This is a genomic window from Rhodococcus phenolicus (assembly GCF_001646785.1).
In the GTDB taxonomy this organism is placed as follows: Bacteria; Actinomycetota; Actinomycetes; order Mycobacteriales; family Mycobacteriaceae; genus Rhodococcus; species Rhodococcus phenolicus.
Genome location: NZ_LRRH01000001.1, coordinates 45661 through 59491, shown reverse-complemented (window position 1 = coordinate 59491; position 13831 = coordinate 45661). Strand labels below are relative to the sequence as shown.

Genomic DNA, 13831 nt, shown 5'->3' with positions numbered 1-13831 from the left:
CTGCGCTGGTGCCGGAACCCTCGAGAGAATCCCTGGACGAGATCGATCGGCTGTTGCTGCGTGAGCTCGTCGCCGACGGGCGGGCCACGTTGTCGGCGCTCGCGGAGAAGGCGGGTCTGTCCGTCTCGGCGGTGCAGTCGCGAGTGCGCAGGCTCGAGTCGCGGGAGGTGATCCGCGGATACTCGGCGGCGGTCGACCCGGAGGCGCTCGGGCTCATGCTGTCGGCGTTCGTGGCGATCACCCCTCTCGATCCTTCGCAGCCGGACGATGCGCCCGCCCGGTTGCGGCACATCGACGCCATCGAATCCTGTCACTCGGTGGCCGGCGACGAGAGCTACATCCTGCTCGTGCGGGTCGGGTCCCCGAGGAAACTCGAACACCTGCTGCAGCAGATCCGCGCGACTGCGAACGTCGCGACCCGCAGCACCGTCATACTCCAAACATTTTACGATCGATAGCCATTCTTTGAGCATATTCTCCTGCCTCAAGGCCCCGTGGAAGTAGAACTTCAGGCGTAGCCTCTGGGCATGAGCACTGCAATCCGAAACCCGGGCGGTGCCGAGGACCTGCCGCCGAACCGGGTACACGACACACTGCGCCGCCACATCCTGGCCGACGGGTTCGACCTCGTCCTCGATCTCGACAAGTCCACCGGGGTGCGCCTGGTCGATCAGCGCGACGGCACGACCTACCTCGACATGTTCGGATTCTTCGCCTCCTCCGCGCTGGGCATGAACCATCCCGACCTCGTCGGCGACAGCGACTTCGTCGACGAACTCGCGGCGGTCGCGGTCAACAAGCCCAGCAACTCCGACATCTACACGGTGCCGATGGCCCGGTTCGTCGATACGTTCGCCCGGATCCTCGGTGACCCCGCGCTGCCGCATCTGTTCTTCGTGGACGGAGGAGCGGTCGCCGTCGAGAACGCACTGAAGGCCGCGTTCGACCGGTCCAGCCGGCTCAACGAATCCCGAGGCCGCGACCCGCGCCTCGGCGGCAAGGTGCTGCACCTGACCGAGGCGTTCCACGGCCGCACCGGCTACACCATGTCGCTCACCAACACCGACCCGGTCAAGACCGACCGCTACCCGAAATTCGACTGGCCCCGAATCGACGCGCCCTACCTGACCGACGGACGCGACGTCGCTGCTGCGGAAACGCGGGCGCTCGACCAGGCGCGGCGCGCGTTCGCCGAGAACCCGCACGACATCGCGTGTTTCATTGCCGAACCGATCCAGGGGGAGGGCGGCGACCACCACTTCCGCCCCGAATTCTTCGGTGCCATGGCCGAACTGTGCCGCGACAACGATGCGCTGCTGATCTTCGACGAGGTGCAGACCGGTGTCGGCATGACCGGAACCACCTGGGCGTACCAGCAGATGGGTGTCGTCCCGGACATCGTGGTGTTCGGGAAGAAGACGCAGGTGTGCGGCATCATGGCAGGTCGCCGGCTCGACGATGTCGCGGACAACGTCTTCACCGTCAGCTCCCGCCTGAACTCCACGTGGGGCGGCAATCTGACCGACATGGTGCGGGCCCGCCGCGTGTTCGAGGTGATCGACCGGGACCGGCTCGTCGACCGGGCCCGGCTCACCGGTGCGCACCTGCTCTCTGCGCTGCGACAGCTCGCCGACCGGCACCCGCAGGTCACGGAGGTTCGTGGTCGCGGCCTGATGTGTGCGATCGATCTGCCGTCCCCGCAGGCCCGCAACACCGTCCTGTCGAGGTTGTTCGCCGACGAGCACGTCCTCATGATCGGAACCGGTTCGCGCGGAATCCGTTTCCGTCCGCCGCTGACCGTCACCACCGCCGAGCTCGACGAAGCGGTCGGGGCGCTGGACCGGGTGTTGTCGGGAAGGTGACGCGGCACCGTGTCCCTCGCGAGACGGCGTCCGTTACGAGGCGGTGGACTCGAGATGTTCGAGGACCGCGAGTACCCGACGATGGTCCTCGGGTTCGGGATGGAGGCCGAGTTTGAGGAAGATCGACCGGATGTGCGCCTCGACGGTTCGTTCCCCGAGGAACAGGGTGGCACCGATCGCACGGTTGGAGCGACCCTCGGCCATGAGAGCCAGCACCTCGCGTTCCCGGGCGGACAGATCGTCGATCGGCCGGCTGCCGGGATGCGGGCGTGACACCATCCGGCTCACCACGCTCGGGTCGATCGCGGAGCCGCCGTCCGCGACGCGGTGCAGGGTGTCGATGAACTCGTCGATGTCGGCCACCCGGTCCTTGAGCAGATAACCCAAGCCGCCGGCACCGTTCGTCAGCAGGTCCATCACGTACTCGGATTCGACGTACTGCGACAGCAACAGCACGGCCGTCTCAGGGAACTCGGCGCGGATCGTGCGTGCCGCCTCGATGCCCTCGACCGTGTGGGTCGGCGGCATCCGGATGTCGACGACCGCGATGTCGGGACGGGCCTGCTCGACGAGGGCGAGCAGATCGGAGGCATCCCCGGCCTCGCCGACCACGTCGACGCCCTCGTCGCCGAGCAGGCTGCGAATGCCCTCCCGCAGGAGCACCGAGTCGTCGGCCAGGACCACCCGCAGCGGGCTTCTCCGGCGTTCCCGCCTGGAGGAACGTCGCGATTCGGGCCGGGCGGGTTCGGGCCACCGTCCTGTCGGCCCGGCCTCACGGATGTCGTTGCTGTCCAGCGCGGCGGCGGCAGCGTCGGCGAACTCCCGGCACGACCGGTAGCGGTCGTCACGGTTCTTGGCGAGGGCGCGCGCCACGACCCCGTCGAGCGCGACCGGGATGCCGGACCGTGCCTCGCTGGGCTTCGGGATCGGGCTCTGGGCGTGACCGTGCCACAATTGCGGCAACGTCTCGCCGGGATATGGTGGCCGGCCCGTGACCAGGTGGTAGAACGTGCACCCGAGCGAATACAGATCGGCCCGGTGATCGAGGACGACCGAGGTGTCGAACTGTTCGGGTGCGGCGTTCTGCAGACTCGCCGCGAACATTCCGGTGCGGGTGAGGCGTCCGGTCTCGTCGAGGGCCTTGGCGATACCGAAGTCGGTGAGCAGGACCCGCTCCGCCTCGCCCGGGGTGATCGGGTCCGCGATGAGGATGTTCGCCGGCTTCACATCGCGATGCAGCACACCGGCCGAATGCGCGAAATCGAGAGCCTTCGCTGTTTCGGAGACGATGTGCACGGCCCGCTCCACCGGGATCGGTCCGGTGGCGATCAGGTCCGCGGCCGTGACACCGGGCACGTACTGCACGGTGATCCACAAGCGGCCGTCCTCGCGGCCTCGGTCGTAGATCTGGACGATGTTGTGATGTTCGAGCCGCGCGACATGTGTCGCTTCGCGTTCGAAGCGGGTCGCGATGTACTCGTCGGACGCGAGACCCGGATGCAGCACCTTCAGCGCCACCCGGCGCGGCAGATGAGGGTGCGCAGCGAGATACACCGTGCCCATCCCGCCGATGCCGAGCAACCGCTCGATCGTGTATCCGGCGAAGACCGTGCCCGGGTCGAATTCGTTCCCCCCAACCACTGCCAGCACCTCCGAGGTCTCCGGATTCCATTGAACGCCTCTCGGACAGACAACGGAACCGGTTCGGTGCCGGCACGGGACATCGTCCGATGCCGTGATCCCGAAACTGCTGGGTGAGCGAACGAGCCGGATGCGCCTCCGATCAGATCACGGGGAACCGAGGGGAAGGCTCACGGTGACGGTCGTGCCCATGCCCGGAGGGCTGTACAACATCAGGTACCCGCCGAGAGCGGCCGCGCGATCGGCCAACCCGTCCAGCCCGCTGCCTGCGGTCGGGTGTGCTCCGCCACAGCCGTCGTCACGGATCGTCAGTATCAGCGCGTCGTCGTCCCGTTCCAGTTGGATGTCGACCACCGACGCACCCGAATGCTTGGCCGCGTTCGTGACGGCCTCGGCGGTGATCAGATACGCGGCCAGCTCGGTCGCGGCCGGCAGCCGCTCAGCTATGCGGTTCTCGATGCGGACGGGGAGCGGCGCCCGCTCGGCGAGCGATTTCAGAGCCACCATCAGTCCACGCTCGGTCAATACCGGCGGATACACGCCGCGGGCCAGTTCTCGCAGCTCGACCAGGGCATTGTCGAGCTCGGCGACCCCGTCACCGAGGAACTTGCGCAGATCCATCTCGTCGTCGGCGCGCTGCGCGCGGCGCAACAGCAACGACGCCGCAACCAGGCGCTGCTGCGCGCCGTCGTGCAGGTCGCGTTCCAGACGCTTCCGTTGCATGTCGCCGGCCGCCACGATCCTCTCCCGCGACCGCCGTACCTCCTCGAGCTGTTCGCGCAGCGAGTCCCGAAGACGCTCGTGATCCAACGCGACGATCGTCGCACTGCGCACCGCCGCGAGCAGTTCTGGTTGCGCCTCGAGCGTCGCGTCGTAGACGAGCGCACCGACCGGCCGTCCGTCACGTTCGACGATCGTCGCGGCCCGCGACCGTGACCGCCGAGGCAGGTGCCGCGCGGTGCCGTCCGCGTCGCGGTAACAATCGTCCTCGGGTGAATACGTCCACAGCACCAGACTCGGGTCGCGTACCGCGCGACGTAGCGCGTCGACGAAGCCGACATCGAGCGGCACGTCGCCGATCTCCACCATCGCGTCGCTGATCGCCGCCCGCGCCAGCCGGTAGCGCACCAACCCGATCGCCACGGCCAGGGGGAACAGTGCCGCACCCGGATATCGAAGATTCAGGATCCAGATGTAGGGGGAGCCGGGCACCCGGATCGCCGTGGACAGAATCGCCACCGTCACGAGCCCCGCGACGGCGTACGCGATCGCGAGCGGCGCGAATCCCGCTCGATAGGCGGGAGTTCCGCGCCGCCAGCGCACCGTCACCACCCCGACGACGACGGCGACCAGCACCAGCGCACCGGCACCGACCACCAGCTGGATCGGGTCCGCCACCGCGGGCTCGTGCCGGATCAGCAGCAGATTTCTGGACGTCGAAGGGAGCAACGTGACTGTCGCTCGTGGATCGACGAACATCCACTCGGTCACCACGCCGACGGTCGCAAGGAACCAGGTCGCGCCGATGAACCACTTCTCCCAGCGGTGGTGCAGCCGGCCGGTCGGGAATCCGATCACCGCCTGCAGCAGTAGCGGCAGATACAGGTTCGTCGCAACGACGCCGATCGTGAACAGAACCGGATTGCTGGAGCGACGCAGCCCGCCGAGCAGCCACAGCATGCCCGCCGCCAGAATCAGCGGTCCCGTCAGGTCGTGCGGGCGGAACTGCCACGCCACGGCGCCGGACACCACGAACGCCAGGCCCGCACCCAGGAACAGGATCAGCTCGGTGGTGCCGAAAACCGGCAGGAACGGACCCTCCGCGGCAGCGAACGCTTCGCGCGGCCCGAGCAGCAACGCCCGCGCCGGATCCTGCCGCGCCGTGGTGGACCAGTCCACCGACGCCATCACGGCCACGGCGAGCACAGCGGACAGGGCGATCAGGATCGGGATTGCTCGACGACGCACCATCGGATCTCCTCACCGAACCTTCTCAGTGTCTCCCGGCCCGATCGCAGGCACCACCGTGGAGGCACGGAACCGGAATCGGTGCCGGCACGGGCGGAAATGCCGGGGCAGCACGGATTCGGGGCGGCCCGAATCGGCGGAGAGTTCTCGTCGTAGCCGGAATCACCGGAACGACCGCGGTAGCGGAAGCGCCGCAGAACGAAGGAGTAAGACAATGCCGTTGGACTTGATCATCGGGACCTTCCTGGGCAATCTCTTCACGTTGCTGTTCAGCGACGCAACCATCAAGCACGACGTCCACGTGCTCGAACCGTGAGGAGGCCGCTGTGACACTCTCGACCGCCGCCACGAACGGTGCACGGATCGAAACGGTCTCGTCCTCGCACAACGGGACGGACGTCGTCACAGGACTCCCGGAACTCCCCGGGCGGTGGGTCTCCACCGCCCGGGGGCGGTTGCGGGCTGGGATCTCGGCCTGCGGCCGACATCCCGTTGCCTGGATGCACTCGGCGATCACGCGACGCCGTGGCGTTGGGGGCCGGACGCCGGTATGCACAGACGATGTCCTCGCCCGATTGGGTGAACTCCCAGTGAGCGTGTGGACCTACGGATTCGATCACCGCAGTGTTCGGCACCTCGGGCCGATGGCGCAGGATTTCGCGGCCGCGTTCGGGCTCGGGCACTCGAACCGCAGGATTGCTGTCGTGGACGCCAACGGTGTCTGTATGGCAGCCATACAAGCGCTCTACCACAGGGTGGTGATCCTCGAAGAAGCACTCGACGAAGCGCGAGCCTCGGATATCGAATCAGCGTCGTGAACCGAGCCGACTCGAGACCGGCGTTGTTTGCGACTTTCCCGCAGATACCGCAAACAACATCGGTCTCGGGCCGCTCCCAAGCGCACCGCATGGGCGGCCGCGCTTGACCGGCTGTTCGATCCCGCGCAGGCTCGGTGCCGTGAGCATCAAAGTCGACCTGGCCGCGCTCGACGCGGCCCTCCGTGATTTCGGATACGCATACCTGCTGACCACAGGATCCGACGCCCGGCCGCACGCCGTCGCGGTGACAGCCGCATGGAACGGCACCGATCTGACCATCCACGGACTCGGCCGCCGCACTGCCGCGAACATCGGTATCCACCCGGCGGTGTCGCTGGTTCATCCGCCCGCCGAACCGGGTGGATACTCGCTGATCGTCGACGGTGAGGCCACCCTCGGCGACGAGATGCTGCGGGTCCGGCCGACGTCGGCTGTGCTGCACCGGCCCGCGACGGAGGAAGCCCCGCCGCAGAACCCGGGCTGCACCGCCGATCGCCGCCCTCTGACGGGATGACCGCTCACCAGGACCGGGCTGTGCCCCTGCCCGGTGCCGCGCCGCGTAGTTTGTCGTACATGACAGAAACAGTGGGAGAAGGCGCAGGCGAGGAAACGACGTTCGCGATACCGTCACTCGCCAACCTGCGGGACATCGGTGGCTGCGCGAGCCGATTCGGCGGAGAGGTCCGCACCGGAGTGGTGTTTCGCTCCACCGATCTGAGCCGCCTGACCGACACCGACCGTCAGACGCTCGATGCCCTGCAGATCACCACTGTCTTCGACCTGCGGACCGCCGCCGAGATGGAACGCCGCCCCGACCGGCTGCCGGACGGTGCCGTCCACGTCGGGCTCGACGTCTTCGCCGACCGAGAGGACGCGTCCGTCGCGGCCGCGTTGCCGGAGCTCGTCGCGAACCCGGAGATCGTCGCGAAGGAACTGTCGGACGGTCGCGCCGAGCAGTACCTGCTCGGGAGCTACCGGGATTTCGTCACCCTGCCGAGCGCCGCGGCGTCCTACCGTCGTATGGCCACCGGGATCGCGCACGGCGAAGTTCCGGCGCTCGTGCACTGCAGTGCGGGCAAGGACCGCACCGGGTGGGCGGCGGCGTCGCTGCTGCTGTTCGCCGGCGCCGGCGAGGACGACGTGTTCGCCGATTATCTGCGTACGAACGAGTTGCTGCTCCCGAGGTTCGAACCGCTGTTCGCGAGGTTCCGTGAAGTCGGCGGAGACCCGAAGGTGCTGGTCCCGCTGCTCGGCGTGCAACGCAACTACCTCGAGGCCGCACTCGACGAGGTCACGGATCGCTACGGCACGATCGAGCAGTACTTCGCGGAGGGGCTGAGCCTCGACGACAACACGCTCCAGGCGTTGCGGTCCCGGCTGGTCGATACGGAGAGCACGCAGACTTCACGCGGCGCATGAGCCGGGGGACGGTGCGCCGTTCGCTCGCGGATCGTCAGCGCGCGGCCCGGGTACGACGGCGCACCGCGGTGAACACCGCGAGACCGATCAGACGCCGACCAGGTCGGCACACCAATCCCACACCGATCCCGAACGACGAACCGCAACGGTCGCCTGCAGGATCTCGGTCACGGCGCCGTACGCGGCGAGCCAGACGATCGTCCACGCGGCCGGAATCCGGGCGTACCGCGAGCAGTAGGCGAGAGCAGCGAAAAACAATGCGTGCGTGACCTTGTCGGTGTGAGGCGGTCCCTCCGGCGCGGTGCCCCCGGGGGACAGGAGCATCGCGGTCACCACGATCGTGACCACGACGAGCGGCAGCGTGCGCCGCCACGTGAGTGCGGGCACCGGTCAGGCGTCCCGGACGGTCAGGCCCAGGGCGGCCTCCGCGAATCCGCGCACTGCCCGGCGTGCCGCGGTCAACGCGGCGTCCTCGCCGTCGCGGGCGCTGCCGCTCACCGTTCCATCGGGCATCAGCGTCACCTCCGCGACCGCGTCGGCCGTCGTCGCTTCGCGGACCGACCAGCGGTACCGGCTGTCGGCATCCCAGCCGTCGGAGTCCTCGGCGAGGAGGTACCAGTTTCCGGCGTTGATCTCGACCGGTTCCATCAGGCATCGCCCCCGTCCGTGTGCTTCCTGTTTCCGTCGCGCTTCCGGTCGCGCGACCTATGGTCCTGATCGAGGCCCGCATACAGGACGACGCTGACGACCGGGATGAGCAGGAACCAGAGCCAGCTGTCGAAGACGAAGAACAGAACGAGCGCCACCGCCGGTGTCACGCCCACGACCACGTCGCGCCACCGGTCCGGCAACCCACGCTTCGCGGGTGACCTCTCCCCGGACCGAGCCGGGCTGTTCGCGGCGGTCGCCGGCAGGTCGGCGAACAGCGCCTCGAGATCGCCACGGGTCGTCGCTGCCGAGGCCTTGCCGCTGCGCTCCTCGAACTCCACGAGCGTCAGCCGCCCGGCACCGAAATGCTCACCGAGCAACTGCAGCGCCTGCTCGCGTTCGGCGGTGCCGATGCGGACCTCGGGGGTGTCGGACATGGCAACCAGACTAGTGCTCCGCAGGACCGGGGAGCGTGGCCGGCCTCACCCGTCGTTTCCGGGTCCTCCGGTGACGATCCGATAGGCCTTCACGACGACCGCCACCAACACGACGGCGGAGATCATCATGACGATCGGAAAGCGGATCGCGACCATCGACACTGCGGCCACCAGCCCGATCGGTAGCAGGGTGAGCAGGTCGAGCACGGCGGTGTTCGACGGTGCGCTGCGGGAACGGGATTCGCGCGGCACGGAGGACTCCGGTGCTGCTTCGTCGCGAGGGTACGCGGGCGGCAACGCCACCGATCCCGGGGCCGCGGTCGCCGGGCGGACCCGGACGACGAGCACCGCCGTCGCGGCCGCGGCAACCGCCGCGGCCGCGGGCAACCAGATGCCGATGTCGAACCGATCCGCCACGAAGAACACCGCGAGCAGCACCAGCGGCAGCAGGCCGAGGATCAGCCCCTGCCCGCGGCGGCGCCTCGGTGCCGGCTCGGCGAGAGGCAGATCGGAGAACGGGACCACCAGGTCGCCGCGTGTCGTCGCCGCCTCGACGAGACCGGATCGTTCCTCGAATTCGGCCGGAGTCAGCCGCCCGGCGGCGAAGTGCTCCCCGAGCAGGCGTTGCGCCAGCTCGCGTTCGGCGGTGCCGATGCGTATCTCGTGCGGCTCGGCCATACGTCCACACTAGAACGCCGGAACCGGCTGCGCCCCGGGTGGATCGTCATCGGTCGCGAAAAGCCCGGGACTACCCGCGGCCGGCCTCCCAGTCCGCGATCCGGAACTCGCGCCGCAGATCGTCGTCGCTGGGTGCCTCCAACAGCAGGATCATGATCACCGCGAGAACGAGGGACCCGAGGATGAATCCGGGGAACATCAGCGACATCACCGTCATGCCGCTCGGTTCGGGCGCGGACTCCGACAGATGGACCGTGACGCCCGCTATTCCGGTGTAGTGCAGCGCCACGACCGCGCACGCCATCATCGCGGCGGCGGGAATGCGCGTCGCCGGCCGTTCGGCGACGTTCGACAGCCACAATGCGGCGAGCGATGCCACCACGCCGATCAGCACCGACACGGCGACGAACGGGATCTCCTGGTCGAGCTCGCCCCGGACCCGCACGGCCGACATGCCCGTGTAGTGCATACCGGCGACGGCGAGCCCCATGACGACGCCGCCCACACACAGCCGCAGGCGAGGGGAGTGCGTCCGGAACCACGGCGCGTCCGGCTGCAGACTGCGCAGACCGAACCACGTGGCGCCGATCGCGAGGATCACCGACAGCAGCGTCGGTGCCAGTCCGTATCGGACCGGGGATCCGGTCACGGAGAATCCCAGCATTCCGATGAAGTGCATGAGCCAGATGCCGACACCCCCGATCGACAGACTCGCGAGAAGGGTCCAGCTGGTTCGGGCTTCGGTGGTGGGCATGCGCGCGGCGCGGCGCACACAGGTCAATCCCATGTAGCAGCCCGCGGCGGAGGTGAGCCACGCGAGCACAAGGGCCCACATTCCCATCGAGAAATGGTGGAGTTCGTGCGACATACGTCCCCTGAAGACGGGCGGCACGCCCGTCGCGGCATCCCGGTGGTGGCGTGCCGCGAAATGGATTCGTGCGACAGCGACCCCCGACGCTCTCGGAGATGGTACGTGAAGAATGTCCGATTGTGGTGTGTGCGAGAACACCCTCGGGCGGAGAGACGACGAGGCTCCCGCACCGTCGATGCGGTGCGGGAGCCTCGTGTTGTCCGGGTGTTACTTGAGCTCGGCGAGCACCGTTCCCTGGGTGATCGCAGCGCCCGGCTCGACGGTCAGGCCGGTGACGACACCGGCCTTGTGCGCGGTGACCGGGTTCTCCATCTTCATGGCCTCGAGGACCGCGATCAGATCGCCCTCGGCGACTTCCTGCCCCTCGGTGACCGCGACCTTGACGACGGTGCCCTGCATCGGCGCGGTGACCGCGTCGCCGGACGCCTTGCCGCCGTGGGCGCCGCCACGCTTGCGCGCCTTCGGCTTCTTGCGCAGGACGCCGGCCGCGCCGCCGCCACCGCCGAGCGAGAACTGCCCGGGCAGCGACACCTCGACGCGTCGGCCGCCGACCTCGACGACGACGTTCTGACGCGGCAGCGCCTCGTCCTCGTCCTCGACCACGCCGCCGCCGGTGAACGGCTCGATCGGATTGTCCCACTCGGTTTCGATCCACTTGGTGTAGACGTCGAACTTCTCGCCGTCACCGATGAAGGCCGGGTTCTCGACGATGTGGCGGTGGAACGGGATGACCGTGGCCAGACCGTCGACCTCGAACTCGGCGAGCGCGCGGGCGGCGCGCTGCAGAGCCTGCTCGCGGGTCTCGCCGGTGACGATCAGCTTGGCGAGCATCGAGTCGAACTGGCCGCCGATGACGTCGCCCTGCACGACACCGGAGTCGACGCGCACGCCCGGGCCGGTCGGCTCCTTGTAGACGGTGATGGGGCCGGGGGCGGGCATGAAGCCGCGGCCGGCGTCCTCACCGTTGATGCGGAACTCGAAGGAATGACCACGCGGGGTGGGATCTTCCTTGATGGTGAGCTCTTCGCCGTTGGCGATGCGGAACTGCTGACGCACGAGGTCGATGCCGGCGGTCTCCTCGGTGACCGGGTGTTCGACCTGCAGGCGGGTGTTGACCTCGAGGAACGAAACGGTGTCGCCCTGCACCAGGTACTCGACGGTGCCGGCACCGTAGTAGCCGGCTTCCTTGCAGATGGCCTTGGCGGACGCGTGGATCCGGGCGCGCTGATCGTCGGTCAGGAACGGCGCTGGCGCCTCCTCGACGAGCTTCTGGAAGCGGCGCTGCAGCGAGCAGTCGCGGGTGCCGGCGACGACGACGTTGCCGTGCTGGTCGGCGATGACCTGGGCCTCGACGTGGCGGGCCTTGTCCAGGTACTGCTCGACGAAGCACTCGCCGCGGCCGAACGCGGCGATGGCCTCACGCGTCGCCGACTCGAACAGCTCGGGGATCTCCTCGATGGTCTGCGCGACCTTCATGCCGCGACCGCCGCCACCGAAGGCGGCCTTGATCGCGACCGGCACGCCGTACTGCTTGGCGAACTCGACGACCTCGTCGGCGTTCTTGACCGGGTCCTTGGTGCCCGCGGCCATCGGTGCGTTGGCACGCTCGGCGATGTGGCGGGCGGTGACCTTGTCGCCGAGGTCGCGGATGGACTGCGGCGAGGGGCCGATCCAGATGAGGCCGGCATCGATCACGGCCTGCGCGAAGTCGGCGTTCTCGGACAGGAAGCCGTAGCCGGGGTGGATCGCGTCGGCGCCGGACTTCTTCGCGGCGTCGAGGATCTTGTCGAAGACCAGGTAGGACTCGGCCGAGGTCTGGCCACCGAGCGCGAAAGCCTCGTCGGCGAGCTTCACGAACTGTGCGTCCGCGTCGGGCTCGGCGTAGACGGCGACGCTGCCGTAGCCGGCGTCCTTGGCAGCTCGGATGACCCGCACAGCGATCTCGCCGCGGTTGGCGACGAGCACTTTCGTGATGTGCGCGCTGGCATGACTGGGCACGGAGCCTCCTGTTGATCGATCGTTAGGTTATTGCCGACACGGTGAGTGTAGGCCTCAATCCGATAGACGATGTAACCGGATAGCTCCTACACATTACGACCCGGCTCGAACCCCGCAACGTTACCGGCCGGTAGCCGAGACCGCACCGTTGGGCCCGCCGGGGAGGTCAGGCCCGGAGGCGACGCTTGATCCGCGCGAGCATCGCGCTCATCCCGCGCAGCCGCAGCGGGCTCACCGCGTCCGCGAGTCCGAGCGCCGAATAGAAGTCGTCGGGCACCGCGAGGATCTCCTCCGCACTGAGCCCGTCGAGGCCCTGTTGCAGGATCGACGCGAACCCACGCGTCGTCGGCGCTTCCGGTGGCGCGCTGAAATGCAGCGCCACGTTCGCGCGGTCGGACGCGTCGACGGACAGGAACAGCGGCGACTGGCACTCGGGGACCGGTTCCATCGCCGCTTCCTCGAGTTCGGCCGGAAGCGGAGGCAGTTCCCGGCTGAACTCGAGCAGCAGTTGCAGCTTGTCCTGGCCGTCGACGGCGGCGAAGTCCTCGACGATCTCGGCGAGTGCGGCGGGCAGGCTCATCGCGCGGGAGCTTCCCCGGGCTCGTCGCCCTTGACGATCGGCACGCGCACCGCGTTGCCCCACTCCGTCCACGAACCGTCGTAGTTGCGCACGTTCTCGTATCCGAGCAGATGCGTGAGCACGAACCAGGTGTGGCTCGACCGTTCGCCGATGCGGCAGTACGCGATCACCTCCGCGTCGCGGGGAACGTCCGCGTAGATGGCGTCGAGTTCGGACCGGGAGCGGAACCGGCTGTCCGGTGCCGCGGACTTCGCCCACGGAATGGACACCGCGGTGGGGATGTGACCGCCGCGCAGGGCACCTTCCTCCGGGTAGTCCGGCATGTGGGTGCGCTCGCCGGTGTACTCCTGCGGCGACCGCACATCCACGAGCGGGGAGGTGCCGAGTGCGGCGAGCACGTCGTCCTTGAAAGCCCGGATCGGGGCGTCGTTGCGCGTGACGACCGGGTAGCCGGTGGTCGAGGTCGCCGGGACGTCGAAGGTCGTGTCGCGGTTCTCGGAGATCCACGCGTCACGGCCGCCGTCGAGCAGGCGCACGTCGTCGTGCCCGAACAGCGTGAACACCCACAGCGCGTACGCCGCCCACCAGTTCGACTTGTCGCCGTAGATCACGACGGTGTCGGTGCGGCGAATACCCTTGCGGTTCATGAGATCGGCGAACGCGGCACCGTCGATGTAGTCGCGCGTGACCGGGTCGTTCAGGTCGAGATGCCAGTCGATCTTCACGGCGCCGGGAATGTGGCCGACGTCGTAGAGCAGCACGTCCTCATCCGATTCGACGACCTTCACCTCGGGATGCCCGAGGTGGGCGGACAGCCATTCGGTCGACACCAGGCGGGACGGGTCGGCGTAGGCGGAGAAAGCGGCGTTGGCGTCGGGCGCGACGGGCACAGGGGCTCCTGAGGCAGTGGT

The 13831-nt window shown here is 68.4% G+C and carries 14 protein-coding genes and 1 pseudogene; 5 read left to right on the top strand and 10 right to left on the bottom strand.

All coding sequences use genetic code 11. The annotated features are described in order from the left end of the window. The first annotated feature begins 8 nt into the window (after positions 1 to 8). The gene (locus A8G15_RS00305) at positions 9 to 458 is read left to right on the top strand and encodes an Lrp/AsnC family transcriptional regulator (protein WP_068154217.1); all 450 of its coding nucleotides are present in this window, start codon (positions 9 to 11) and stop codon (positions 456 to 458) included. Between the two features lie 69 nt (positions 459 to 527). Then, positions 528 to 1862 (top strand): L-lysine 6-transaminase, encoded by a 1335-nt coding sequence (lat, locus tag A8G15_RS00300; protein WP_068154216.1) that lies wholly within the window; start codon positions 528 to 530, stop codon positions 1860 to 1862. Positions 1863 to 1895: 33 nt separating this feature from the next. Here the strand turns inward: lat and A8G15_RS00295 are convergent, their stop codons facing one another. Then, positions 1896 to 3512, bottom strand: a complete 1617-nt coding sequence (locus tag A8G15_RS00295) for a protein kinase domain-containing protein (RefSeq protein WP_068154215.1) — start codon at positions 3510 to 3512, stop codon at positions 1896 to 1898. 138 nt (positions 3513 to 3650) lie between these two features. After that, positions 3651 to 5474 (bottom strand): sensor histidine kinase, encoded by a 1824-nt coding sequence (locus A8G15_RS00290; protein WP_169833845.1) that lies wholly within the window; start codon positions 5472 to 5474, stop codon positions 3651 to 3653. 641 nt (positions 5475 to 6115) lie between these two features. Here A8G15_RS00290 and A8G15_RS31615 point away from each other — a divergent pair. The 3 genes from A8G15_RS31615 to A8G15_RS00275 all read left to right on the top strand — a co-directional run bounded on the left by A8G15_RS31615 (position 6116) and on the right by A8G15_RS00275 (position 7708). Then, entirely contained in the window at positions 6116 to 6289 is a 174-nt protein-coding gene (locus A8G15_RS31615) for a hypothetical protein (RefSeq protein WP_245687660.1), read from the top strand. 139 nt (positions 6290 to 6428) lie between these two features. Then, on the top strand, positions 6429 to 6803 hold the full coding sequence (locus tag A8G15_RS00280; RefSeq protein WP_068154214.1) for a hypothetical protein: 375 nt from the start codon (positions 6429 to 6431) through the stop codon (positions 6801 to 6803). 59 nt (positions 6804 to 6862) lie between these two features. After that, on the top strand, positions 6863 to 7708 hold the full coding sequence (locus tag A8G15_RS00275) for a tyrosine-protein phosphatase (RefSeq protein WP_068154213.1): 846 nt from the start codon (positions 6863 to 6865) through the stop codon (positions 7706 to 7708). Positions 7709 to 7742: 34 nt separating this feature from the next. On the opposite strand, the pseudogene A8G15_RS00270 reads toward A8G15_RS00275, so the two are convergent. From A8G15_RS00270 to A8G15_RS00235, 8 genes and pseudogenes are all read right to left on the bottom strand, one after another. After that, a pseudogene (locus A8G15_RS00270) lies at positions 7743 to 8032 on the bottom strand (VanZ family protein). A gap of 66 nt (positions 8033 to 8098) precedes the next feature. After that, entirely contained in the window at positions 8099 to 8356 is a 258-nt protein-coding gene (locus tag A8G15_RS00265) for a hypothetical protein (protein WP_068154208.1), read from the bottom strand. Next, positions 8356 to 8793, bottom strand: a complete 438-nt coding sequence (locus tag A8G15_RS00260) for a DUF1707 SHOCT-like domain-containing protein (protein ID WP_068154207.1) — start codon at positions 8791 to 8793, stop codon at positions 8356 to 8358. Before A8G15_RS00260 ends, A8G15_RS00265 begins: the two co-directional genes overlap by 1 nt. Positions 8794 to 8838: 45 nt before the next feature. Beyond that, positions 8839 to 9471: a DUF1707 SHOCT-like domain-containing protein gene (locus A8G15_RS00255; protein WP_068154206.1), complete on the bottom strand. Its 633-nt coding sequence runs from the start codon at positions 9469 to 9471 to the stop codon at positions 8839 to 8841. A 70-nt stretch (positions 9472 to 9541) separates the two neighbouring features. Beyond that, positions 9542 to 10312 (bottom strand): MHYT domain-containing protein, encoded by a 771-nt coding sequence (locus A8G15_RS00250; protein ID WP_245687659.1) that lies wholly within the window; start codon positions 10310 to 10312, stop codon positions 9542 to 9544. A gap of 237 nt (positions 10313 to 10549) precedes the next feature. After that, on the bottom strand, positions 10550 to 12340 hold the full coding sequence (locus tag A8G15_RS00245; protein ID WP_068154201.1) for an acetyl/propionyl/methylcrotonyl-CoA carboxylase subunit alpha: 1791 nt from the start codon (positions 12338 to 12340) through the stop codon (positions 10550 to 10552). A 166-nt stretch (positions 12341 to 12506) separates the two neighbouring features. After that, the gene (locus tag A8G15_RS00240) at positions 12507 to 12920 is read right to left on the bottom strand and encodes a SufE family protein (RefSeq protein WP_068154199.1); all 414 of its coding nucleotides are present in this window, start codon (positions 12918 to 12920) and stop codon (positions 12507 to 12509) included. Then, positions 12917 to 13810: a sulfurtransferase gene (locus tag A8G15_RS00235; protein ID WP_068154197.1), complete on the bottom strand. Its 894-nt coding sequence runs from the start codon at positions 13808 to 13810 to the stop codon at positions 12917 to 12919. The genes A8G15_RS00240 and A8G15_RS00235 overlap by 4 nt, the downstream gene beginning before the upstream one ends. Positions 13811 to 13831 lie beyond the last annotated feature (21 nt).

What these genes read in the sequence shown, in the direction of transcription:
- A8G15_RS00260 (WP_068154207.1), bottom strand. Translation starts at nt 8,793, where the DNA reads ATGTCCGACACCCCCGAGGTCCGCATCGGCACCGCCGAACGCGAGCAG.
- A8G15_RS00265 (WP_068154208.1), bottom strand. Translation starts at nt 8,356, where the DNA reads ATGGAACCGGTCGAGATCAACGCCGGAAACTGGTACCTCCTCGCCGAG.
- A8G15_RS00290 (WP_169833845.1), bottom strand. Translation starts at nt 5,474, where the DNA reads ATGGTGCGTCGTCGAGCAATCCCGATCCTGATCGCCCTGTCCGCTGTG.
- A8G15_RS00255 (WP_068154206.1), bottom strand. Translation starts at nt 9,471, where the DNA reads ATGGCCGAGCCGCACGAGATACGCATCGGCACCGCCGAACGCGAGCTG.
- A8G15_RS00250 (WP_245687659.1), bottom strand. Translation starts at nt 10,312, where the DNA reads ATGGGAATGTGGGCCCTTGTGCTCGCGTGGCTCACCTCCGCCGCGGGC.
- A8G15_RS00275 (WP_068154213.1), top strand. Translation starts at nt 6,863, where the DNA reads ATGACAGAAACAGTGGGAGAAGGCGCAGGCGAGGAAACGACGTTCGCG.
- A8G15_RS31615 (WP_245687660.1), top strand. Translation starts at nt 6,116, where the DNA reads ATGGCGCAGGATTTCGCGGCCGCGTTCGGGCTCGGGCACTCGAACCGC.
- lat (WP_068154216.1), top strand. Translation starts at nt 528, where the DNA reads ATGAGCACTGCAATCCGAAACCCGGGCGGTGCCGAGGACCTGCCGCCG.
- A8G15_RS00240 (WP_068154199.1), bottom strand. Translation starts at nt 12,920, where the DNA reads ATGAGCCTGCCCGCCGCACTCGCCGAGATCGTCGAGGACTTCGCCGCC.